This window comes from Streptomyces sp. CY-1, from assembly GCF_047218265.1.
GTDB lineage: Bacteria > Actinomycetota > Actinomycetes > Streptomycetales > Streptomycetaceae > Streptomyces > Streptomyces niphimycinicus.
The window spans coordinates 7612725-7632984 of the sequence record NZ_CP178393.1 but is presented as its reverse complement, the minus strand read 5'-3'; the positions used below and the strand labels follow the sequence as shown (position 1 = coordinate 7632984).

At 72.3% G+C, this 20260-nt stretch carries 17 protein-coding genes; 8 read left to right on the top strand and 9 right to left on the bottom strand.

Annotated features, from left to right (window positions below):
• The first annotated feature begins 22 nt into the window (after positions 1 to 22).
• From ACK1X7_RS32910 to ACK1X7_RS32895, 4 genes are all read left to right on the top strand, one after another.
• Positions 23 to 1390, top strand: a complete 1368-nt coding sequence (locus ACK1X7_RS32910) for a hypothetical protein (RefSeq protein WP_390791944.1) — start codon at positions 23 to 25, stop codon at positions 1388 to 1390.
• Positions 1391 to 1414: 24 nt separating this feature from the next.
• A complete protein-coding gene (locus ACK1X7_RS32905; RefSeq protein ID WP_390791945.1) occupies positions 1415 to 2251 on the top strand; it encodes a YhjD/YihY/BrkB family envelope integrity protein in 837 nt (278 codons plus the stop codon).
• Between the two features lie 208 nt (positions 2252 to 2459).
• Positions 2460 to 3128: a glycoside hydrolase family 25 protein gene (locus ACK1X7_RS32900; protein ID WP_385140448.1), complete on the top strand. Its 669-nt coding sequence runs from the start codon at positions 2460 to 2462 to the stop codon at positions 3126 to 3128.
• Positions 3129 to 3174: 46 nt separating this feature from the next.
• Positions 3175 to 3483, top strand: a complete 309-nt coding sequence (locus ACK1X7_RS32895) for a hypothetical protein (protein ID WP_078643828.1) — start codon at positions 3175 to 3177, stop codon at positions 3481 to 3483.
• A gap of 86 nt (positions 3484 to 3569) precedes the next feature.
• Here the strand turns inward: ACK1X7_RS32895 and ACK1X7_RS32890 are convergent, their stop codons facing one another.
• The 5 genes from ACK1X7_RS32890 to ACK1X7_RS32870 form a co-directional block, all read right to left on the bottom strand.
• Positions 3570 to 3800 carry an EF-hand domain-containing protein gene (locus tag ACK1X7_RS32890; protein WP_413116039.1) on the bottom strand — a complete coding sequence of 77 codons (231 nt, stop codon included), beginning with the start codon at positions 3798 to 3800 and terminating at the stop codon, positions 3570 to 3572.
• Positions 3801 to 3942: 142 nt separating this feature from the next.
• Positions 3943 to 4602 carry an N-acetylmuramoyl-L-alanine amidase gene (locus ACK1X7_RS32885; protein WP_385140451.1) on the bottom strand — a complete coding sequence of 220 codons (660 nt, stop codon included), beginning with the start codon at positions 4600 to 4602 and terminating at the stop codon, positions 3943 to 3945.
• A 481-nt stretch (positions 4603 to 5083) separates the two neighbouring features.
• Positions 5084 to 5587 carry an ATP-binding protein gene (locus ACK1X7_RS32880; protein ID WP_413116038.1) on the bottom strand — a complete coding sequence of 168 codons (504 nt, stop codon included), beginning with the start codon at positions 5585 to 5587 and terminating at the stop codon, positions 5084 to 5086.
• Between the two features lie 277 nt (positions 5588 to 5864).
• Positions 5865 to 6632, bottom strand: coding sequence for an enoyl-CoA hydratase/isomerase family protein (locus ACK1X7_RS32875; RefSeq protein WP_385140457.1), 768 nt, complete (start codon positions 6630 to 6632; stop codon positions 5865 to 5867).
• Positions 6633 to 6810: 178 nt separating this feature from the next.
• Entirely contained in the window at positions 6811 to 8034 is a 1224-nt protein-coding gene (locus ACK1X7_RS32870; protein ID WP_390791947.1) for a L,D-transpeptidase, read from the bottom strand.
• A 344-nt stretch (positions 8035 to 8378) separates the two neighbouring features.
• Between ACK1X7_RS32870 and glgX the strand changes: the two genes are divergently transcribed.
• From glgX to ACK1X7_RS32855, 3 genes are read left to right on the top strand one after another with little or no spacing between them, the layout of a single operon-like run.
• Positions 8379 to 10709, top strand: a complete 2331-nt coding sequence (gene glgX / locus ACK1X7_RS32865) for a glycogen debranching protein GlgX (protein WP_413116037.1) — start codon at positions 8379 to 8381, stop codon at positions 10707 to 10709.
• Between the two features lie 34 nt (positions 10710 to 10743).
• The gene (locus ACK1X7_RS32860) at positions 10744 to 12597 is read left to right on the top strand and encodes an ABC transporter ATP-binding protein (RefSeq protein WP_385140465.1); all 1854 of its coding nucleotides are present in this window, start codon (positions 10744 to 10746) and stop codon (positions 12595 to 12597) included.
• Positions 12594 to 14465, top strand: a complete 1872-nt coding sequence (locus ACK1X7_RS32855) for an ABC transporter ATP-binding protein (RefSeq protein WP_385140468.1) — start codon at positions 12594 to 12596, stop codon at positions 14463 to 14465. Before ACK1X7_RS32860 ends, ACK1X7_RS32855 begins: the two co-directional genes overlap by 4 nt.
• Positions 14466 to 14583: 118 nt before the next feature.
• Here the strand turns inward: ACK1X7_RS32855 and ACK1X7_RS32850 are convergent, their stop codons facing one another.
• From ACK1X7_RS32850 to ACK1X7_RS32835, 4 genes are all read right to left on the bottom strand, one after another.
• Positions 14584 to 15282: an aspartate/glutamate racemase family protein gene (locus ACK1X7_RS32850; RefSeq protein WP_385140471.1), complete on the bottom strand. Its 699-nt coding sequence runs from the start codon at positions 15280 to 15282 to the stop codon at positions 14584 to 14586.
• A gap of 260 nt (positions 15283 to 15542) precedes the next feature.
• On the bottom strand, positions 15543 to 16334 hold the full coding sequence (locus ACK1X7_RS32845; RefSeq protein WP_390791950.1) for an AroM family protein: 792 nt from the start codon (positions 16332 to 16334) through the stop codon (positions 15543 to 15545).
• 10 nt (positions 16335 to 16344) lie between these two features.
• Entirely contained in the window at positions 16345 to 18042 is a 1698-nt protein-coding gene (locus tag ACK1X7_RS32840) for an OPT family oligopeptide transporter (RefSeq protein ID WP_385140476.1), read from the bottom strand.
• Between the two features lie 61 nt (positions 18043 to 18103).
• Positions 18104 to 19066, bottom strand: a complete 963-nt coding sequence (locus ACK1X7_RS32835) for a DUF1177 domain-containing protein (protein WP_385140478.1) — start codon at positions 19064 to 19066, stop codon at positions 18104 to 18106.
• A 373-nt stretch (positions 19067 to 19439) separates the two neighbouring features.
• On the opposite strand from ACK1X7_RS32835, the gene ACK1X7_RS32830 reads away from it, so the two are divergent.
• Positions 19440 to 20243 (top strand): IclR family transcriptional regulator, encoded by an 804-nt coding sequence (locus ACK1X7_RS32830; protein WP_361507332.1) that lies wholly within the window; start codon positions 19440 to 19442, stop codon positions 20241 to 20243.
• Positions 20244 to 20260: the final 17 nt, after the last annotated feature.

Here is a 20260-nt window from a genome sequence, read left to right as displayed (position 1 = left end):
CGTCCCGCGCGAGGGAGGACCCATGGATCCGTCCGCCGACGCCTCCGGCCCCGCCCAGCCCCAGCCCCAGCCCCAGCCGCTGAGCGGGAGCGAACGACAGGAGTACGAGCGGCTGCGCGGGGCCGCGGCCGTACGCCACCGGCGGCTTCGCCACGCGGGCGCGAGTGTGCTGCTCGTCCTGGCGGTCCTGCTCTCGCCACTCGCCGTCGTCGCCACCTGGCTGCACGAGGAGATCACCGACCCGCACCGGTATGTCCAGACCGTCGCCCCGATCGCCCGGAACCCCGGCGTCCAGTCCACCGTCACCAACCGGCTCACCCGGCGCGTGGTCGACCAGGTCGACGTGCCCGCCATCACCGCCCAGCTCGCCAGGAACCTGGACCAGACCAGAGCCCCGGCCGTCGTCGTGAACGGCACGAAGATGCTCGGCGGGCCGCTGGAGAGCGCCCTCACCGACGCCGTGCACCGCGTGATCCACAAGGCCGTCACCAGCGAGCAGTTCCCGTTGGTGTGGGACGCGGCCAACCGCCGCGCCCACGCCGCCGTCGTCAAGGTCCTCACCGGTGAGGGCACCAGCGCGGTCCAGGCCCGCGGGAACGCGATCGTCCTGGACATCGGCACCCTTGTCGACAACGTCAAACAGCGCCTCGTCCGGGCGGGCTACGAGAAGGCCGCCAAGATCCCTTACATCGACCGGCAGTTCACGCTGGTGCGGACGGACAAGCTGGACGAGGCGCAAGGGGCGATGCGCCTCCTCGACATCGTCGGCACCTGGCTGCCCGCCGTGACCATCGTGCTCGCCGCGCTCGCCGTGTGGCTCTCCCCCGCGCATCGCCTCACGCTGCTGGCCGCCGGGGTCGGCACAGTGGTGATGATGGTCGCGCTACTGGTCGGCCTGGCCGTGGTGCGCGGCGTCTACCTGGACTCCGTCCCGCCCACGGCCCTGCCCCGGGGCCCGGCGGCCTTCATCTTCGACACCCTCGTACGCTTCCTGCGCGAAAGCACCCGCACGCTTCTCGTCGTCGCGGTCGTCACCGCGCTCGCCGCCTATCTGTACGGCCCCGGGCGCGGGGCCCGCGCCGTCCGCTCGGCGGCGGCGCGCGGCACCGGCGCCATCGGCCGGGGTCTGGCCCGCGTCGGAGCCCGCACCGGGGGTTTCGGCCGCTGGCTGGACACCCACCGGGCCTGGACCACCGGCGTGGCGATCACGGGCGGCGCGCTGGCCCTGGTGCTGTGGAACCACCCCACTCCGGCATCCGTGGGGCTCGTCCTCGGCATCGTCGTGGGGGTCCTGGCGCTGCTCGGCATCCTCGCCGGGGCGTCCGGCCCCACGGCGAACGGCCCCGCGGCCGACGGTCCCGCGGCGGGTGACCGTCACGGAAGTCCCTGACGGCCGGGTGCCGGGTGGTATGCCATGCGGGCACCGCGGACGCTGTGGGAGCGCGTCACGACCGCGATCGGCGGCGGCCCGGCCGCCCGCTTCCTCGAGCGCCTGGTGGCGGTGAACGTCGTGGAAGCCGCGACCCGCCTGGCGGCCCAGGCGTTCCTCACCGCCCTCCCCCTGCTGATGGCCGTGGCGGCCTTCGTCCCCGACACGCTACAGAGCCTCCTGGCCGACTCCCTGCGCTCGGTGGTGGGAGTGCGCGGTGACGTCCTCGACGAGGTACGCCGTACGTTCGTCCCCCGGGGCACGGCCAAGAACACCTCGGGGGCCGTCGGGCTGCTGGTCGCCCTGGTGTCCGCGACGGCGTTCAGCAGAGCGCTCCAGGCGATCTGCGAACGGTGCTGGGGACTGCCCAGGGCGGCGGTGCGCGTGACGGCGTGGCGCTGGCTGCTGTGGCTGCTCGTCTGGCTCGCGGTACTCCTCGTCCAGGCGCCGGTGCGCAGGGGGTTCGGCACGGGCATCGTCTCCGGACTGGTGCTGTCCCTGCTGTCGGCCGTCCTGCTGTGGTGGTGGACCCAGCATCTCCTGCTGAGCGGCCGCGTCACCTGGACATATCTGCTGCCGGGCGCCGTGCTCGCCGGTGTGGGGACCGTCCTGCTGGGTTACCTCTCCCGGCTGCTCATGCCCGTGGCCATGGCCCGCAGTCTGGCGGACTTCGGCCCGCTCGGCCCCGTTTTCACGCTTCTGACCTGGCTGATCGTCGTCTTTCTCATCGCCGTGGCCGGTCTCGCGGCGGGACCGGCGGTGGCCTCGTCGGCCTGGTACGCACGGACGATCCGTCTGTCTCGGGGACGGGAACGCCCCTGAACGCCGCCGAGTCGTAGTCGCCCGCCCCTCGACGGGCAGTTGGACGACCGAGGCCGTGCGGACCGTTCGTGCCCGTTCCTCCGGCGGGCCGCTCCCCCGGCGTGGGCCCGAACGCCTGCGGACCACGATCTCGTCCCAGTAGGGTCCTCGGTACGAGAGGGGGAATAACACCCGTGTATTCACTCGTTCTTGACTCGAGGTAGGCACCATGCTGCACGGCATCGACGTGAGTTCGCACCAGTCCACGTTCGACGCGGACGGACTGGCCTTCGTCTTCATCAAGGCCACCGAAGGCCGGTCGTACATCAACCCGAAGCAGTCCTCGCAGGCGTCCCGGGCGCGGAAGGCGGGATGCGTCGTCGGCTTCTACCACTTCCTGTGGCCGGGCAACATCACGGCGCAGGCGCAGTACTTCGTCGAGAAGTGCGCGTCCCAGAAGCACGATCTGCTCGCCGTGGACTGGGAGACCACCGGTTCCGGCACCCGCGCGAGCAACGCCGAGAAGGACCGGTTCATCCGCGAGGTCAAGAAGCTGCGTCCCACGCACCGCGTGATGCTCTACTGCAACCGGAGCTTCTGGCTCAACTACGACACCACGTCCTACGCCGGGGACGGCCTGTGGATAGCGGACTATGTGACAGCGGGCAAGCCGCGCATCAAGGCGAAGTGGCGGATCCACCAGTACACCGACCGCCCGCTGGACAAGGACGTGGCGAACTTCTCCAGCAAGGCCGCGCTCCAGGCGTGGGCCGATCCCAGCCGGGCGGCGCTCACCTCGGAGGAGGCGGCGGACGCCGAGGACGTCCACCTCGCGGAGGGTGCGGACGACGCGGGCGCGGACGGGGGTGGCGAGGAGGTGCGGGAGGGCGGGGCCTGACCGGGGCCCCGGGGCGTTGTCGGTGGGTGCGCCTACGCTGCCCGGTATGAGTTACGCAGACCTGCGCGAACTCCGCAGCGCGCTCACCACCGCGTCGGACATCGCCTTCTCGCTGGATGCCGCGCCCTCCGGGCCGGAGACCGAGCTGCTCACCGACGCCCTGCGTCGGGCGCTCGCCGCCGCGGGGTCGCTGACCGCCGAGCGCGGCGCCACGGGCTGCCCCGAGCATCCGCGCGGGGCCGTCGATCCGCTCTACGGGGATCCGGAGGACCCGCTGCCGCCCGGCTACGGCCGCTGCCTGCTGTGCAACGACCGCAGACGGCGGGCGAGCGCACAGCGGCGCGGCTGGCGCTGACGCGCCGACCGTGCCGCCATGCGGCCTGTTGCTGCCATGCGGCTCGTTGCCGCCGTGCGGCTAGGAGCCGCCGTGTGGCGGCCCGTTCAGCCGGCCTTGCTGTCGTCCTTGTTCTGGGCCGCCCAGAACTCGTCGAAGGTGAGCAGCCCGTCACCGTTGGCGTCGTGGGCGTTGATGACGGCCTGGGCGACGGGCTCCGTGACATACGGGTCCCCCAGTTGCGCCATCACGCTCTTGTACTCGGCCGCGGTGATCTGGCCGTCACCGTTGAGGTCATACCGCTCGAACGCCTTGCGCGCCGCCTCGATATCCGCCACCTGTTCCGCCCCTTCCGTGCGTGTGCTTGACCCGCACAGATTAGCGGTCGGCGGCGGGAGGCCCATCGGCCGCGTCGCGATGTACACGACATAAGCGGCGCACACGGCGTTCGACGCGTTTCGCTTACGTCCGCCAGGTTCGCTACCTTCGCCAGGTTCGCCGCGTTCCCGGCGCGTAGGCTTTGTTGACCAGGGACATGTAGCGGTCCCAGTCCCACAGCGGGCCGGGGTCGGTGTGATCGGTTCCGGGGACCTCCACATGGCCGATGATGTGGTCGCGGGTCTTGGGGATGCCGAAGCGGTCGCAGACGGCGGCGGTCAGGGCGGCGGACGAGGCGTACATCTCGTCCGTGAACCACTTGGGGTCGTCCACCCAGCCCTCGTGCTCGATGCCGATGCTGCGGTTGTTGTAGTCCTTGTTGCCGGCGTGCCAGGCGACGTCCTTCTCCCGGACGAACTGCCCGATATAGCCGTCGGCCGAGGCGACCATGTAGTGCGCGGAGACCTGTTTGGCCGGGTCCTGGAAGATCTTCATCGCGTCCGGGAAGGTCTCCTGCGTCACATGGATGACGACGAAGTCGATCGGATACGAGGTCGGACGGCTGGAGACGCGGTAGTTGGAGGTGGAGGCCGGGATCCAGTGGGTGGGGGGATAGGCGGCCGCGGCGCGGCGGCGTCTGTCGTCGGCGTGGGCGGTGGTGGTGGCAGCCGCGGCGGCGGTGAGTCCGGTGGCGGCGGTGGCGAGATAGGCGCCCGAGCGGAGCAGGGCGCGCCGGGTGGAGGTGCGGCCGTGCGCTTCCATGGGGGATCTCCCGAGTGGCGTAGCCGGGACAAAGGGGGGTGATACGTGGGGGGTGTGACGCGCGTAGCGCTGTTCCATGGTGAGTGCTGGGCAGGGCCATGCCAAGAACCGACGGGCAAAGAAAGATTTCGTGTCACGGTCTGGACCACTGGAGATTCATCAGAAAGAGGTCGACAACAAAGGAAAATTACGCCTCTACCCGCCATTAGCAAGGTAAGTGTTACAGCTCACCTTGGATTGGCTTGGAAGTGATCTACCGTCTCTGCGATAGTCGGGGCCGCGACCCCATTGACCCGAGCGAGGTCGCTTCCCCCGAATGCCATGACGAACACCCCTTTCGTGCCATGGCCGGGGACAAAAGAGGTCCCCGTGTCGTCGGAGCACGACGACACGGGGACCCTTTTCACACTCCGCGCCCACACTCCGCTTTCGTGCCCCGCGTCCACACTCCGCGCCGAAGTCCCAGCGGCGCCCAACGCGGTCAGTTCTCGGCCACGCGCATCTCGAACCAGGTCGTCTTGCCGCATGGCAGCAGATCGACCCCCCACCGCTGGGAGAGCTGGTCGACCAGCGTCAGCCCGCGCCCGCTGGTGTCGAGTTCGCCCACCGGCAGCAGACACGGCAGCCCCCGGGAGGGGTCACGGACCTCGACCCGGATCCAGCCACGCCGCCGCAGCATCCGCAGCCCGAAGGTGCGGGCGCCGGTGTGCCGTACGGCGTTGCCCACCAGCTCGGAGACGAGCAGCACGGTGTGCTCGGCGAGCTGAAGGCCGAGCCCCCAGTCGCGCACCACGACGAATTCGGCCAGCCGGCGGGCGGTCCTCGCGGACTCGGGACGGGAGGGCAGCCGCACCTCCTCGGCCGCGGGGTTACCGAAGAGGTCAAGCGCCCTGCGGGCCCGGTCGTCCTCGACGGTCGGCGCCCCCCGCACCGCAGCCGTACCAGTGCGCTGCTGCGGCTGCTCCATTCCCTCCAAGCCCGCCATGCCCCCCATCATGGCCGCCCAAAAGGCCATCCGGGGCGGAACCATGCGATCCCGAACACCGGAGCCCCAGGCTCCACAAACCCGATCCGACATATGCCAAAGGCAGTTGAGGCACCACAACACCCCGGCTGACCAGCGATGTCACCGCGCATACGCGTGATCACCCAGCGTACCGGACCGGGTCATCCACGTGCCGACCGTTGGCGAAGAAAATTCGCTCGCACGGGGCATACGCGGCTCCGTGACCCGGGCCGATACGATCGGAACCGGTCGGGTATCAGCGGAACGTGGCCTTACCCGGCCCGTCCTCGACAAAGCTGCGCATCCCGATCTCCCGGTCCTCGGTGGCGAACAGCCCGGCGAACCAGGTCCGTTCGATGGCGAGGCCGCTGTCGAGGTCCGTCTCCAGCCCCCGGTCCACCGACTCCTTGGCCGCGCGCAGCGCGATCGCCGGGCCCCGGGCCAGCCGCGCCGCCCAGGCGTGGGCCTGCTCGTAGACCTCCTCGGCCGGTACGACCCGGTCCACCAGGCCGATGGTGAGCGCCTCGTCGGCCTTGACCTGACGGCCCGTGAAGATGAGGTCCTTGGCCTTGGCCGGGCCGACCAGCCGGGCCAGCCGCTGGGTGCCGCCCGCGCCCGGGATCAGGCCGAGCAGGATCTCGGGCTGGCCCAGCTTGGCGTTCTCCGCGGCGATCCGGAAGTCCGCGCACAGCGCCAGCTCGCAGCCGCCGCCGAGGGCGTAGCCGGTGACGGCGGCGACCACGGGCTTGGGGATCCGGGCCACGGCGGTGAAGGAATCCTGTAGATCACCGGAGCGGGCCACCATCGCGGCGTGGTCCATCTCCCGCATCTCCTTGATGTCCGCGCCCGCCGCGAACACCTTCTCGCCGCCCCAGATGACCACGGCGCGCACATCGTCGCGGCGGGTCACCTCGTCGGCGAGTTCCCGCAGCCGGTCCTGGGTGGCGGTGTCGAGCGCGTTCATCGGGGGGCGGTCAAGGCGGAAGGTGGCAACGCCGGCGGCAACCTCGAGGTTCACAGTCATGAGCGCAGGTTAGCGCCCGCTAACACGGGAGCGGTGGGCCGGGGGCGGTGCCATAACGCGGGGACGCGAAGACGCTGATACGCGCGGACGCGAAGGCGCGAAGACGCGGGGGCGCGGGGGCGCCGGGGCTGCCGGGGCCGGAGGCGGGGCACCAGCGCGCCCCGGCTCCGGCGCGGGGTCATGCCTTCCACTTCTCCCAGGACATGTTCCAGCCGTTGAGCCCGTTGTCCGGCTGGACGGTCTCGTCATGCGAGTTCTTCACAATGACCACATCGCCGATGATCGATGTGCGGAAGAACCAGGACGCCGGGGTGGCGGAGTCCCCGCCGCCGCGCTGGTCGAACAGGCCCACACAGCCATGGCTGACATTGGACGAGCCGAACGTGGCCCGGCCCGCCCAGTAGTTGCCGTGGATGAAGGTGCCGGAGGTCGACAGGCGCATCGCATGCGGCACGTCCTTGATGTCGTACTCCCCGTCGAAACCGACCGTGGCGCCGTCCATCCGCGTCACCGGATGCTTCTCGCTGATCACCATTTTGCCGTTGTAGGTCTCATGGCCGGGCGCGCCCGAGGTGATGGGGACGGTCCTGATCGTCTTGCCGTCCCGCTTGACCGTCATCTTCTTGGACTTGGCGTCGACGACCGAGATCTGGCTGCGGCCGATGGTGAACGTCACGGACTTGCGCTGCTCGCCGTACACCCCCGGCCTGCCCTCGATCCCGTCCAGATCCAGACTGAGCGTCACCTTGGTGCCGGGCTTCCAGTACTTCTCCGGCCGGAAGTCCAGCCGGTCGTTGCCGAACCAGTGGCTCGCGAGCGGCACCGACGGCGAGGCGCTGACCTTTATCCCCTTCTCCACGGCTGCCGGGTGGGTGATACCGCGGTTGAAGTGGAGCGAGACGGGCATGCCGACGCCGACCGTCGAGCCGTCTTCCGGGGTGTAGATGCCCACGAAGGTCTTCTTGGGACGCAGAGTGGTGAAGGTCGCGTGCCTGGTCGTGGTCAGGCCGTCGGTGTCCTTGGCGACCGCGTCCACGGTGTAGGTGGTGTCCGAGCGGAGATGGGCGGCGGGCAGCCAGCTCTTTCCGTCCTCGCCGACCTTCCCCTCGACCGCGGCGCCCTTGGCGTCCTTGACCTTGACCGAGGACAGGGTGCCCTTCGCCGAGGTGACCTTCAGCGCACCGCTGGTGTCCACGCCCTTCGCGCCGTCCTTGGGCGCGATCGTCACCACGGCCCGGGAGGTCTTGGGCCGGCCGTCGCCCTTGCCGTCCTTGCCCTTCCCGCCGTCGGAGCCACCGCCCCCGCCGCACGCGGCCACCGCCATGAGCAACGCCCCGAGCAGCAGCGCGAGAAGCCCCTTGCGGCCGCCGTGCGCCGCCCTAGGTATCCACCGCACCGTCACAACAGCTCTCCCTCCCCCGGAGCCGCGCCCCCGCGGCAAACCCGATCACGCGCAGGGCGCGCCTGGCGATAGGTAATCACACGCCACCGACAGTGGACTTCCCCTCGATGGTCACGGTTCAGTCGCAGGCGGGAGCGGGTCACGGGACTTTCGGCCCATGCCGGGCGGCGGTGGGGCACGGGGAAACGTGCGAGTCGGCGGGATTGCGGGCAGAACAGGTGGGAGAGCGTGGGCCAGGGTCCGTGCGGTACGGGACACCGCGGGGCCCGCCGGCCCGCCATGAGGTGCTGCCCGCCTTCCCTCGTCCGGGCGGAGGCGGTTGGCCGCGAGCCGCGGAGGCCGATGTGTCCAGTGCAGCCGGGCAGGAGACACGCGACGACGTCCCCGGACGCCCCTCGGCGGCGGCGGTGGGCCGTCTCATCGGCCACCGCCCCATGGCGCTCGCCCCGCGGCCCGACCGGACCACCGCCCCGGCGGCGGGCCCCGCCGTCCGGCCGGGCAGCCCGGAGCCGCTCGGCGCCCGCCCCTGCCGGGGGCCGGACGGGGCGTGGGGGACCAACTTCGCGCTGTGGGCGGGCGGTGCGGAGGCCGTCGAGCTGTGTCTGTTCGACGACGACGGCCACGAGCTGCGCTGCCCGCTCACCGAGCTCACCCATGAGGTCTGGCACGGCTTCGTGCCCGGTGTGCTGCCCGGGCGGCGGTACGGCTACCGCGTGCACGGCCGCTGGGACCCGTGGACCGGCGCCCGCTGGAATCCGGCGAAGCTGCTGCTGGATCCGTATGCCCGCGCCGTGGACGGGGAGTTCGCGCTGCCCGCCGAGGTCTACGGACATATGCGGGACTGGCCGCAGCAGCATGTGGCGGACACCGTACGGGACGACCGCGACTCCGCCCCGTATGTCCCCAAGGGCGTGGTCGTCGGCGACGACACGGCGGACGGAGCGCCCGACGAGTGGACGGCGGACCGGCGGCCCAAGACGCCCTGGGACGAGTCGGTGATCTACGAACTCCATGTGCGCGGCTTCACCATGCGCCACCCCGGGGTGCCGCCCGAACTGCGCGGCACCTACGCGGGGCTGGCGCATCCGGCGGCGATCGAGCATCTGACCCGGCTGGGGGTCACGGCGGTCGAGCTGCTGCCGGTGCATCAGTTCGCCCATGAGGACCATCTGCTGCGGCGGGGCTTACGCAACTACTGGGGCTACAACTCCATCGGCTACTTCGCGCCGCACGCCGGATACGCCGCCGGTGGCAGCACCCGGGGCCAGCAGGTCGGGGAGTTCCGGCGGATGGTGCGCGCCCTGCACGCCGCCGGGATCGAGGTGATCCTCGACGTCGTCTACAACCACACCGCCGAGGCCGATGAGCTGGGCCCCACCCTCTCGCTGCGCGGTATCGACAACCGCGGCTACTACCGCCTCCAGCAGGACCCCCGCCGCTACGCCGACTTCACCGGCTGCGGCAACACCCTGCACGTCCTCCAGCCGCAGGTGCTGCGGCTGGTCACCGACTCGCTGCGCTACTGGGTCACCGAGATGGGGGTGGACGGCTTCCGCTTCGACCTGGCCAGCGCGCTCGCCCGCGCCGCGCACGGCGTGGACATGCTCTCGCCCTTCCTCGCCGTGATCGCGCAGGATCCCGTACTGCGCCGGGTCAAGCTGATAGCCGAGCCGTGGGACGTGGGCTCCGGCGGCTATCAGGTGGGCGCCTTCCCGCCGCTGTGGGCGGAGTGGAACGACCGCTACCGCGACGCGGTGCGGGACTTCTGGCGCGGGGCGCTGCCCGACGCCCGCGATCTGGGCTACCGGCTCTCGGGCTCGAGCGATCTGTACGCGTGGAGCGGCCGCCGCCCGTACGCCTCGGTCAACTTCATCACCGCGCACGACGGTTTCACCCTGCGCGACCTGGTCTCCTACGAGCGCAAGCACAACGAGGCCAACGGGGAGGGCAATCGCGACGGCACTCCCGACAACCGTGCCTGGAACTGCGGTGCCGAGGGCGAGACCGACGATCCGGAGATCCGCGCGCTGCGCCGCCGCCAGTTGCGCAATCTGCTGGCCACCCTGCTGCTGTCCACCGGGGTGCCGATGCTGGTCGCGGGCGATGAGCTGGGCCGCACCCAGGGCGGCAACAACAACGCGTACTGCCAGGACAACGAGACCGGCTGGCTCGACTGGTCGCTGCTGGAGGACCCCGGCTGGCGCGCCCTCACCGAGCTCACCGCCCGGCTGATACGGCTGCGCCGGGCCCATCCGGTGCTGCGCCGCCCGGCCTTCTTCTCCGGCCTGGCCCGGCCCCCGGAGGGGCTGCGCGATCTGGCGTGGTTCACCCCGCACGGCACCGAGATGACCGAATCCGACTGGTACGCGCCGACGACCGCGCTCGGGGCCTATCTGTCGGGCCGCGATCTGCCCCAGCGCGATCCGCACGGCGCCCCGGTCACGGACGACAGCTTCCTGGCGCTGCTGCACGCGGGCCCGCGGCCGATCTCCTTCACCCTGCCCGGACCGCCCTGGGCCCGGGGGTACGAGCTCCTCCTGGACACGGCCCGTGAGGACCAGGAGGCGCCCCCGGGCACACGGCTCGCGGCGGGCGCCCCCATCGAGCTTCCAGCGCGCTCGGTCCTGCTGCTGCGCGCCCTCGACGCCATGGACCTACGCCAAAAAACCGAGTGAGCGCTGTCAGTGGCGGACCGTAGTCTCCCCACTGATGGCTGTGACGAGTGAACCCCGCGCCCAGGAAGGCGGTGCCGCCCCGCGGCACCGCTCCGCCACGCGTTCGCTCCTGCGGCTGTGGCCGTATGTGCGCCCGGTGCGGGTGCGGCTGTTCGGCGCGGCCGGGGTGGCGGTCGTCGCCTCCTGTCTGGGGCTGGTCATCCCGCTGGTCCTCAAGTGGATGGTGGACGGTCCGGTGGCCCACCGGGACCCGGGCGGGGTCTGGCTGGGCGGTGCGCTGCTGCTCGCCCTCGGCACGGCTGAGGCCGGGCTCTTCGGGCTGCGGCGCTGGCTGGTGGGGCGGCCCCTGGCCTCCGTCGAGGCCGCGATGCGCGCCGATCTCTACCGCCATCTCCAGCGGCTGCCGGTCTCCTTCCACGACCGCTGGGCGTCGGGCCAACTGCTGTCGCGGGCCACGACCGATCTGATGCTGCTGCGGATGTTCCTGGCCTTCCCGCTCACCTTCCTGGTGGTCAACGGGGTCACCATCCTGGCCGGATTCGCCATTTTGCTGTCGCAGGAGTGGACGCTGGGCCTGGTCCTGGTGGTCCCGGCAGTGCCGCTGGTGATCCTCTGCTCGCTGTTCGAGACGCGGTACGCGACGGTGGCCCGCACCGTGCAGGACCAGACCGGCGATCTGACGACGGTCGTCGAGGAGGGCGTGCTGGGCGTCCGGATCGTCAAGGGCTTCGGCCGCCACCGCAGCCAGGCCCGCGCCTTCCGCGCCCTGTCCCAGCAGGTCCGCTCCACCGAGCTGCACAAGGCGCGGCTGCTGGCCACGCTCTGGGCGCTGATCATGACGCTGCCGGAGCTGGCGATCGGCGCGGCGCTGGTGCTCGGCACGATGCGGGTCGCCGACGGGGATCTGTCGGCGGGCACGCTGGTCGCCTTCCTCTCCACCGCCCTGACGCTGCGCTGGCCCGTGGAGTCCCTGGGCTTCCTCCTCGCGATGAGCCAGGACGCGGCGACGGCCACCGACCGCTATTTCGACGTCATGGACGCGGAGCCCGCCGCGGCGGCCGACCGGCACCGGCCGGCGGAGTCGCTGGGGCGCGGCGAGGCGGGCCGGAGCGGGACGCGCAGCCAGGACCGCGAGGGCGGGCTCCGGTTCGAAGGGGTGGAGTTCGCCTACGCGGACGCGCCCCCGGAGGAGCCGCCCGTGCTGCGCGGGGTCGATCTCCATATCCGGCCCGGCGAGACCATGGCGCTGGTCGGGGCGACCGGTTCCGGGAAGACCACCCTCACCGCGCTCGTCCCCCGGCTCCAGGAGATCACCCGCGGGCGGATCACCCTGGACGGCCGGGACATCACCGCCCTCCCCCGGGAGGAGCTGCGCGCCCTGGTGGCCGTCGCGTTCGAGGAGCCCACGCTGTTCTCCGCCACCGCCGGTGAGAACGTCCTCATGGGCGCCACCGACGCGGGCCGGGAGGAGCTGCTGCGGGCCCTGAAGGTGGCGCAGGCCGATTTCGTACACGCCCTGCCGGAGGGCACCGACACCGAGGTCGGCGAGCAGGGGCTCAGCCTGTCCGGCGGTCAGCGGCAGCGGCTCGCGCTGGCGCGGGCCGTCGTGGGCAGCCCGCGGTTCCTGGTGCTCGACGATCCGCTGTCCGCCCTCGATGTGCACACCGAGGCGCTGGTGGAGGCGGCGCTGCGGCAGGTGCTGGCGGCCACGACCGCGCTGGTCGTCGCGCACCGGCCGTCCACCGTGCTGCTCGCCGACCGGGTCGCGCTGCTGTCGGAGGGCCGGATCACCGCCGTCGGCACCCATCAGCGGCTGCTGCGGGAGAGCGCGGAGTACCGGTCGCTGATGTCCGGGCAGGAACGCGAGGAGGGGGAGAGCGGCCCATGACGACGGTCGAGGAGGAACGGGAGAGCACCGACGACGAGGGCTGGGGCGAGGACGGGGAGGAGGGCCGGGCGCTGTCGTCCGACCCGTTCGACCGCGATGTCCTGCCGGTGCCCAAGGGCGCGTCGCCGGCCCTGCTGCGTTCGCTGCTCTCACCGCGCCGGCGGCGGGTCTGGCTGGCGGCCGTCCTGCTGCTGCTCCAGCAGGCCGCCGTGCAGGCGGGTCCGCTGCTCGTCGCGTACGCCATCGACCATGCCGTGCCCGCCCTCCGCGACGGCGCCCACGGCCCGCTGATCGCCGTCGGCGCGGTCTATCTGGGCTGTGCGCTCGCCTCCGGGGCGCTTCAGTACCTGTTCATCCGCTTCTCCGCCCGGATCGGCCAGGACGTGCTGCTGGATCTGCGCGGCCGGATCTTCCGCCATGCCCAGGCGCTGAGCGTGGACTTCCACGAGCGCTACACCTCCGGCCGGCTGATCTCCCGGGCCACGACCGATGTCGAGTCGCTGCGCGAGCTGCTCAGCGAGGGCCTGGAGGAGCTGCTCGGGGTCGCGCTGTCGGTCGTCTACATCTCCATCACGCTGCTGTATCTCGACTGGGGGCTGGGCGGGGCGGCCGTGCTCTCCTTCTGGCCGCTGTATCTGCTGATCCGCTCCTTCCAGCGGCGCTCCATGCGGGTGTACCGCAAGCGGTCGACCGCGATCGCGGCGGTGATCGTGACGTTCACCGAGACCATGAACGGCATCCGCCCCGTGCAGGCGTTCCGCCGCGAGCGCGCCAACGACGCGCGCTTCCGCGAGCTGAACCACCGCCATGAGCGCGCCAACGGGGACGCGATCCTGGAGATGGCCCGCTATGTGGTCAGCTCCCGGCTGGTCGCCAACGCGGTGGTGGCCGCCATCGTCCTCTGGGGCGCCTACCGGGTGGCCTCCGGTTCGCTCGCGCTCGGGGTGCTCGCCGCGGCCGCGCTGTATCTGCGCAGGCTGTACGACCCGATCGACCGGCTGGGGATGTTCCTCAACTCCTACCAGTCGGCGGCCGCCTCACTGGAGAAGATCGCGGGCCTGCTGGCCCAGCGCCCCTCCGTCCCCGAGCCCGCCGACCCCAAGCCGCTGCCGCCGCGCCCGACGAAGGCCCCGGGCCGGGAGGTGGTCTTCGACGGGGTGCGCTTCGCCTATCGCACCGGCGGCGAGGTGCTGCCCCGCTTCGACCTCACACTGCCCGCCGGGCAGACGCTCGCGGTGGTCGGGGCGACCGGCGCGGGCAAGTCCACCCTCGCCAAGCTGCTGGCCCGCTTCTACGACCCCAGCGACGGCCGGGTGCTGCTCGACGGGGTGGACCTGCGCGATCTGGCCATGCCCGAACTACGGCGCGGTGTGGTCATGGTGACGCAGGAGGCGTTCCTGTTCTCCGGCACGATCGCCGAGAACATCGCCATCGGCCGACCCGACGCCACCCGCGCCGAGATCGAGCAGGCGGCGAAGGCGATCGGCGCGCATGACTTCATCGCCGCCCTGCCCGACGGCTACGACACGGATGTGCGCAAGCGGGGCGGCCGGATCTCCGCGGGTCAGCGCCAACTGGTCGCGTTCGCCCGCGCGCTGCTCGCCGACCCGTCGGTCCTCATCCTCGACGAGGCCACCTCCTCCCTCGACATCCCGGGCGAGCGGGCGGTGCAGCGCGCCATGGACACGGTGCTGCGCGGCCGTACGGCGGTCGTCATCGCCCACCGGCTGTCGACCGTCGAGACGGCCGACCGGGTGCTGGTCATGGCCGACGGCCGGATCGTCGAGGACGGCCCACCGGACCGCCTGATCGCGGGCGAGGGCCGCTTCGCGGCGCTGCATCAGGCGTGGCGGGACAGCCTGGTGTGACGCGTGGGGCGAATGCCTTACGGCTCGATCGGCGACCGCGCGGAGCCCTTACGGCTGCTCAGTTGGCGCACGGATGCCATACGGCCGCTCGGTCGGTGCGCGGAGCCCTTACGGCTGTTCAGCCGCCGTACGCGTACGAGGCCAGGAGTCCGGCGGCGAGCACCGGGTCCACGACCGGGACGCCCAGCCGCTCCGCCAGCAGGGGGCGGATTCCAATGGTGTTGAGGCCGGTGCAGGCGAGCAGCAGGGTGTCCGCACCCGACGCGACGAGCCCGGCCGCGGCCTCCAGCACCGCCTCGGGCCCCTCCGGGGCGAGCAGGTCGGTGGTGCGGTGGACGCCGTCGGGGCGGGCGGAGGCGGCGAAGTGGTCGCCGAGCACGGCGCGCACGGCGGGCGGTGCCTCGTCCCGGATGCCCAGCACCCCGATCCGGCTGCCGAGGCCCAGCGCGACGGCGGCGGCCGCCGAGCCCGCACCGATGACCGGGATGCCGACGGCCCGGCGGGTCTTCCGGAGCGCCGGATCGGCGGCACAACTGATGATCAGCGTCCGCGCCCCGGCGTCGGCCAGCTCCCGGGCAAGGTCCACGATCTTGGGTTCGGCGCGGGCCTCGGAGTCGTCGTCATGGATGCCGTGGGGCTGGCCGGGGATGCACCGCGAGACGGTCGGCAGGCCGTAGCGCTCCTGGATGGCCTTGCCGTGGGTGGCGACGGCGGCGGGGTCCTCGCTGGTGAGGACGCGGATCACCCCGATGGGCCGGGCGGGGGCGTCGGACGAGGACACGGGCTCGGACAGGGACACGGACGGGGGCACGGACACGGTGGACCTCCGTTGGATGGGGCGCTACGGGGCGGGCGGAGGGTGCGGGCGGACGCGCGGCGGCGAACGGGGCGGGCGGGTTCGCCGCAGCCTTACGCGGCGGGGCGGCAGGGTGCGGGCGGACGCGGTACGGGGCAGGCGGGTACGCGGCAGCCTTACGGGGCGGCTGGGTACGCGGCAGCCTCACGGGCCGCGGGTGCCCGGAGGCGTTACCGGGGGGCGGCAGCGTGTGGGCAGGTGCGGGGCGGCGCCGCCCACCCTCACGCCGAGGCCGCCACCACCTCTGCCGCCATCCGGACGGCGATGGCGCGGGCCAGCAGCACGGGGCGGGCCGCGGCCCGCAGCGCGGCGGTGCGCATCTGTTCCGTGTAGCCGATGCAGTCCAGGACGAGCCAGGAGCTGCCGCGGTCCACGAGGGTGCGCGCGGCGGCGGCGACGTCGTCCAGGACGCGCTCGGCGGGGCCGTACGGATCGGCCGTCGCGGCCTGGACCCGGCCGGGCAGCAGCTCCGCCCAGCGCTGGGAGACGTCCTCGGCCTGGTCGGGGTGCGGGCAGACGATGCCCACGGGGTCGGTGCCCACGGTCGCGGCGACGGCCTGCTGCACCAGCGGCTCGGCGAACAGCAGGGGCCGCCGGGCCCGCACCGCCGGGAAGCGGCCGGTGCACAGCAGCAGGGTCGCGGCGGCGCCGTCCCGCTCCGCGCGGGCGACCGCGTCCGTGATGCGCGGGACGATCGCCCCGTGCCCGAGCAGTACCGAACGGCCGTCGCGCAGCCGGGAGACCAGCGGTGCCTCGCCGTCCTCGGGGGCCAGCAGCCGACGGGTCGCGGCCTCGGCGTCGCCGTCGAACCGTTCGGCGTCGAGCGCGCCGTGCTCGACCAGGCGCACCCCGGGCAGCAGCGGTTCGGCGTCCGGGCGGAGGTCGGCGCGCGGGGCCTGGCCGATGGTGACGAGGCCGAGGGCCGGGGCCGGAGCCGGGGCGCCCGCCGGGTGTTCGGGGGGCACGGTCCCCGTGGTGTCCATGTCGTCCACAGCGTGCACGTCCTTTCTCACCGAACCTTCCTCACAGGGCCTTGGTGAGCTGGCCCACGTCGTTGAGGGAGCTTCCGGCGACGAGTCCCGCGCCGACCAGCGACAGGTCGTTCTCGGCCTGCTCGTCGGACTCCTTGCGCGCCGCCGCGTCGGTGATCCCGCGCCGCCGCCACAGGGTGTAGAGCTGACGGACGACCAGGGCGCCGAGGACCATCCATCCGGCCTGGGGCGTGGCCACCAGAAGTCCGGTGGCCAGCAGGACGCCCATCTGCCGGGAGGGTCCGCCGAGAAGCTGGACGAGCGCGCCGGGGATCGCCCACAGCAGCATGGTGGTCATGGTGCCGGGTTCGAGGCCGGTCTTGATGGTGGTGACGTAGACCTCGGCGACCGGCGGCACCTTGCCGTCCTGGAAGAACGTCTTCCAGGCGACGGCGACGACGACCAGCGCGACACCGAACCCGACGAGCTGGGCGAGGTACTGCTGGCGCCGCCCCTCGATCTCGAAGGGCCGCCAGGGCGCGGCGTCCCGGCGGAGCAGCCAGCCCGCCTTGAAGTCGTAGCCGAGGTCGGCGAAGGCGGGGCCGGTGGAGGCCGTGTAGCCGACCATCAGGGCGAGGGGCACGGTCGGGATGTGCAGCACCAGACCAATGATCAAGAAGATCAGGGTGACGGCGAAGGCCGGGAACCAGCCGGAGTGCATCGCCGCCAGCCCCACGATGAGCTGGTGGACGATGGCGGCGACACCGGCCAGCAGCACCCACCCGACCAGGGCCGGCAGGGAGAGCTTGCCGACCACACCGCCCGCGATGGCGACCACGATCGCGCCGCAGACGAAGAGGCCCATGCCCTCCAGCAGTCCCCTGCGCAACTGGGGGGCCCGGACCGTAAGACCGCCGTCGGCATCCGGACCGTCGGCGGCCGGACCCTCCAGAGCCGGACTGTCAGCGGCCCCCTTCGCCCCGCCCTTCTTCGTCCGCATCAGCAGCAGCGCCTGGGTCAGGGCGACGAGCCCCGCACCGATCATCAGCCCGTGCGGCACATGGCGCGCGCCCAGGTCGAAGCCGAACTCGGGGGCGTACTGCCCCACGGTCAGCCCGACGCCGAACATGGCGAGCGCCCAGATGTTGCCCAGGAAGCCCACACCCGCGGCGCTGGTCGGCAGCTTGAACAGCGCGCCGACGAAGCCGATCACCGCACCCGCGCCCAGGATCGCGGCCTTGCGCCCGCCGGTGTCCCCGGCCTTGATCGTCTCGGCCGCCGCGATCCCGGCCGGCCAGGAGCCGGTGGCGGGCAGCAGCTTGGAGTCGAACACCCGGTACAGCACCCAACTGTCGACGGCCAGGCCGATGACGGCCCCGCCGAGCATGGGCCACACCAGGTCGTTGCGCCCCAGGGCGAACGGCACCGCGATCGGGGTGAGCAGCGAGTTGGCCGCGGCGAAGGTGGAGCCGGAGATCGCCGACTGCACCAGGTTCTGCCGGTGCTTGGAGCGCATCCGGGTCAGCACGCCGACCGGGATCCGGCCGATGAGCATCGCCACCAGCGCGCCGATCACGGCCGTGTTGGGCGACACCCCGAGCGAGGTGATCAGCACGACGCCGATCAGGGCGCCGAGCACCGACAGCACGATGGTGAGGACGAGGGTGACCGGCTCGAAGGCTCTGGGGTGCGACCGCGGTGGGGCGTCCGCGGCCGCGACGTCGACGCCGGCCTGGGGGTTCGGGTTCATGGGGACTCCTGCGGGGTCCGATGGGGACGGGTCGGTCACCCGTCCGCTGGGGACGGGTCGGTCACCCCGCCGGGGTGAGGGCCTGGAGGTGGGTCATGGGTCCGTACAGCTCGACCAGGCGCGCGAACTCCTCGGGGTCCAGGAAGCGGGCGATGCCGCGTCCGAACTCCTTCGCGGTCTCGACCGCGAACCGGGCCGCGACCGCGATGTCGGTCTCATGGCTGGCGCCGGTGGCGCATCCGGCCACCGCCGAGCCCGCCGTGATCGCGAGGCCGACGACCGGGGCGGTGGTGGCGACGGCGGGCTGGAGGATGGAGTTGAGGTGGTGCACTCCGTTGCCGTACGGGGTGATGTCCTGCGTGGTGATCGGCAGGATGCGCGCCGACTCGCCGGTCACGCTCTCCAGGACGGCCACCAGATCCTCGCTGACCCGCAGGATCCAGCCCTGGCAGACGGTCGGCGACAGGGCGACGCCGCGGTGGTTGAGCAGCCGGTTGCCCTTGGTGGTGTCGATGGAGACGACCGCGTCCATCGCGGGCGAGATCTCCTCGCGGTTGCACACCAGGGTGTCCACCGGGGAGTCCATGAAGGGCACGGGGTCGTGCGGCTGGGTGGGGGCCCAGCCGGAGACGTGGGTGGAGAGCGTGACATCGCCGTCCAGGACGTCGCCGCGGGCGTGCATGTCCAGCAGCTTGGCCGCGGCGGACAGCGCCGCCACCGCCCCGTCGGCGTCCGAGACCAGCCCGATCCGCTCCGGGCGGGCCCCGACTCCGCCGAGCCGGCCGAGGATGCCCAGGGTCGGGGCGTCGCCGCCGCCCAGCTTGCCGCGGCGGCCGGGGACGGTGACGGAGACGAAGTCCGTGCTGCCCTTGTCGCCCTCGACGGTGCGCACCTCGACCTCGGGCGCCGTCTGCGGGTCGGCTCCGGCCGCGGCCTGGACCGCGCGCAGATGGTCGGCGAGGAGGGCGCCGCTGGTCTGCGGACGGTCGAGGAGTTCGATGATGTCAAGGACGTGTTTGAGCACGGCTGGCCTCTCACGGCGGGGTGATGCGGTTGGTGATGTGGTGGGAGATGCGGTTGGTGATGCGGCGGGGAATGTGGTCGGTGATGCGGTCAGGGACGCCGTCGACGATGCGATCGGCGATGTGATCGGCAGATGCGATCGGTAAGGCCGTCGGCGATGGCGTCGGTCAGGCGATCGGTCATGCCTCGGTGAGGCGATCGGTGACGCCGATGGCCCGACCGGACGAGCGGGGGAAGCGGCACGCGGGGCGGGCACTGCCACCGGGCACCGGCCTGGCCGGGGATCCTCCCGGCCGTCGGCTCCGCCAGGGTCCGCCCGGTGTCGCGCTGTGCGCAATGTTTTCTCGATATCCGAGAATGTTTACTCTTTCGTCATGCCTGAACAGAAGCCCGTAACCGGCGCCCCGCCCCTCCAGACCGCGGACCGCGTGCTGAACGTGCTGCTCGCCTTCGACCGCGAGCGCCCCGAGTGGGGCGTCACCGAGATCGCCGAGGAGTTCGGGCTGGACAAGTCGGTGGCCCAGCGGCTGCTGGCCGCGCTGGCCTACCGGGGCTTCCTGGTGTCCGACAAGCGCTCACGCCGCTATCGGCTGGGCCCGGCGGTGTGGCATCTGTCCTGGGTGTGGGAGCGGGGCGGCGGCATGGCCAGCCTGGCCCGGCCGATCCTGGAGGCGCTGGCCGAGGCGGTCGGGGTGAACACGCTGTTCGCGGTCCCGGACGGAGTGCATATGCGCTGCGTGGCGGCGGTGGACGGGGCCACCGGCCCGCTGCGCTACTACGTGCTGGCGGGCGAGCTGTACCCGGCGCACGCCGGCGCCACCTCCCGCGCCTACTTCGGTATGCTCCCGCCCGGTGACCGGGCCGTGCTGCTGTACGGCCGCCCGATGGCGCGCTTCAGCGAGCACACACCGACCGATCCGGTGCGGCTCGAGGAGCGCTTCTCCGAGGTGCGGCGCGACGGCTACGCCTACTCCGAGGGCGAGTACGATCCGGACAGCGCGGCGCTCGCGGCGCCGGTTCTGGTGGGCAGACGTCCGGTGGGCACCCTGACTCTGGCCGCCGCCCCCGAGGTGCTGCGCCCCCGCCGGGAGCAGCTCATCTCACCGCTGCTCCAGGGCGCCGCCGATCTGGGCAGGCTGCTGACGCCGACCCGGCCGCGGCGCGCCCCGCGGCGCTGAGTGGCACGACATACCAC

Coding starts and splice junctions, on each gene's coding strand:
- ACK1X7_RS32830 (WP_361507332.1), top strand. CDS start 19,440: ATGCCTGAACAGAAGCCCGTAACCGGCGCCCCGCCCCTCCAGACCGCG.
- ACK1X7_RS32875 (WP_385140457.1), bottom strand. CDS start 6,632: ATGACTGTGAACCTCGAGGTTGCCGCCGGCGTTGCCACCTTCCGCCTT.
- ACK1X7_RS32855 (WP_385140468.1), top strand. CDS start 12,594: ATGACGACGGTCGAGGAGGAACGGGAGAGCACCGACGACGAGGGCTGG.
- ACK1X7_RS32880 (WP_413116038.1), bottom strand. CDS start 5,587: ATGGCGGGCTTGGAGGGAATGGAGCAGCCGCAGCAGCGCACTGGTACG.
- ACK1X7_RS32905 (WP_390791945.1), top strand. CDS start 1,415: ATGCGGGCACCGCGGACGCTGTGGGAGCGCGTCACGACCGCGATCGGC.
- ACK1X7_RS32840 (WP_385140476.1), bottom strand. CDS start 18,042: ATGAACCCGAACCCCCAGGCCGGCGTCGACGTCGCGGCCGCGGACGCC.
- ACK1X7_RS32885 (WP_385140451.1), bottom strand. CDS start 4,602: ATGGAAGCGCACGGCCGCACCTCCACCCGGCGCGCCCTGCTCCGCTCG.
- ACK1X7_RS32895 (WP_078643828.1), top strand. CDS start 3,175: ATGAGTTACGCAGACCTGCGCGAACTCCGCAGCGCGCTCACCACCGCG.
- ACK1X7_RS32900 (WP_385140448.1), top strand. CDS start 2,460: ATGCTGCACGGCATCGACGTGAGTTCGCACCAGTCCACGTTCGACGCG.
- ACK1X7_RS32860 (WP_385140465.1), top strand. CDS start 10,744: ATGGCTGTGACGAGTGAACCCCGCGCCCAGGAAGGCGGTGCCGCCCCG.
- ACK1X7_RS32910 (WP_390791944.1), top strand. CDS start 23: ATGGATCCGTCCGCCGACGCCTCCGGCCCCGCCCAGCCCCAGCCCCAG.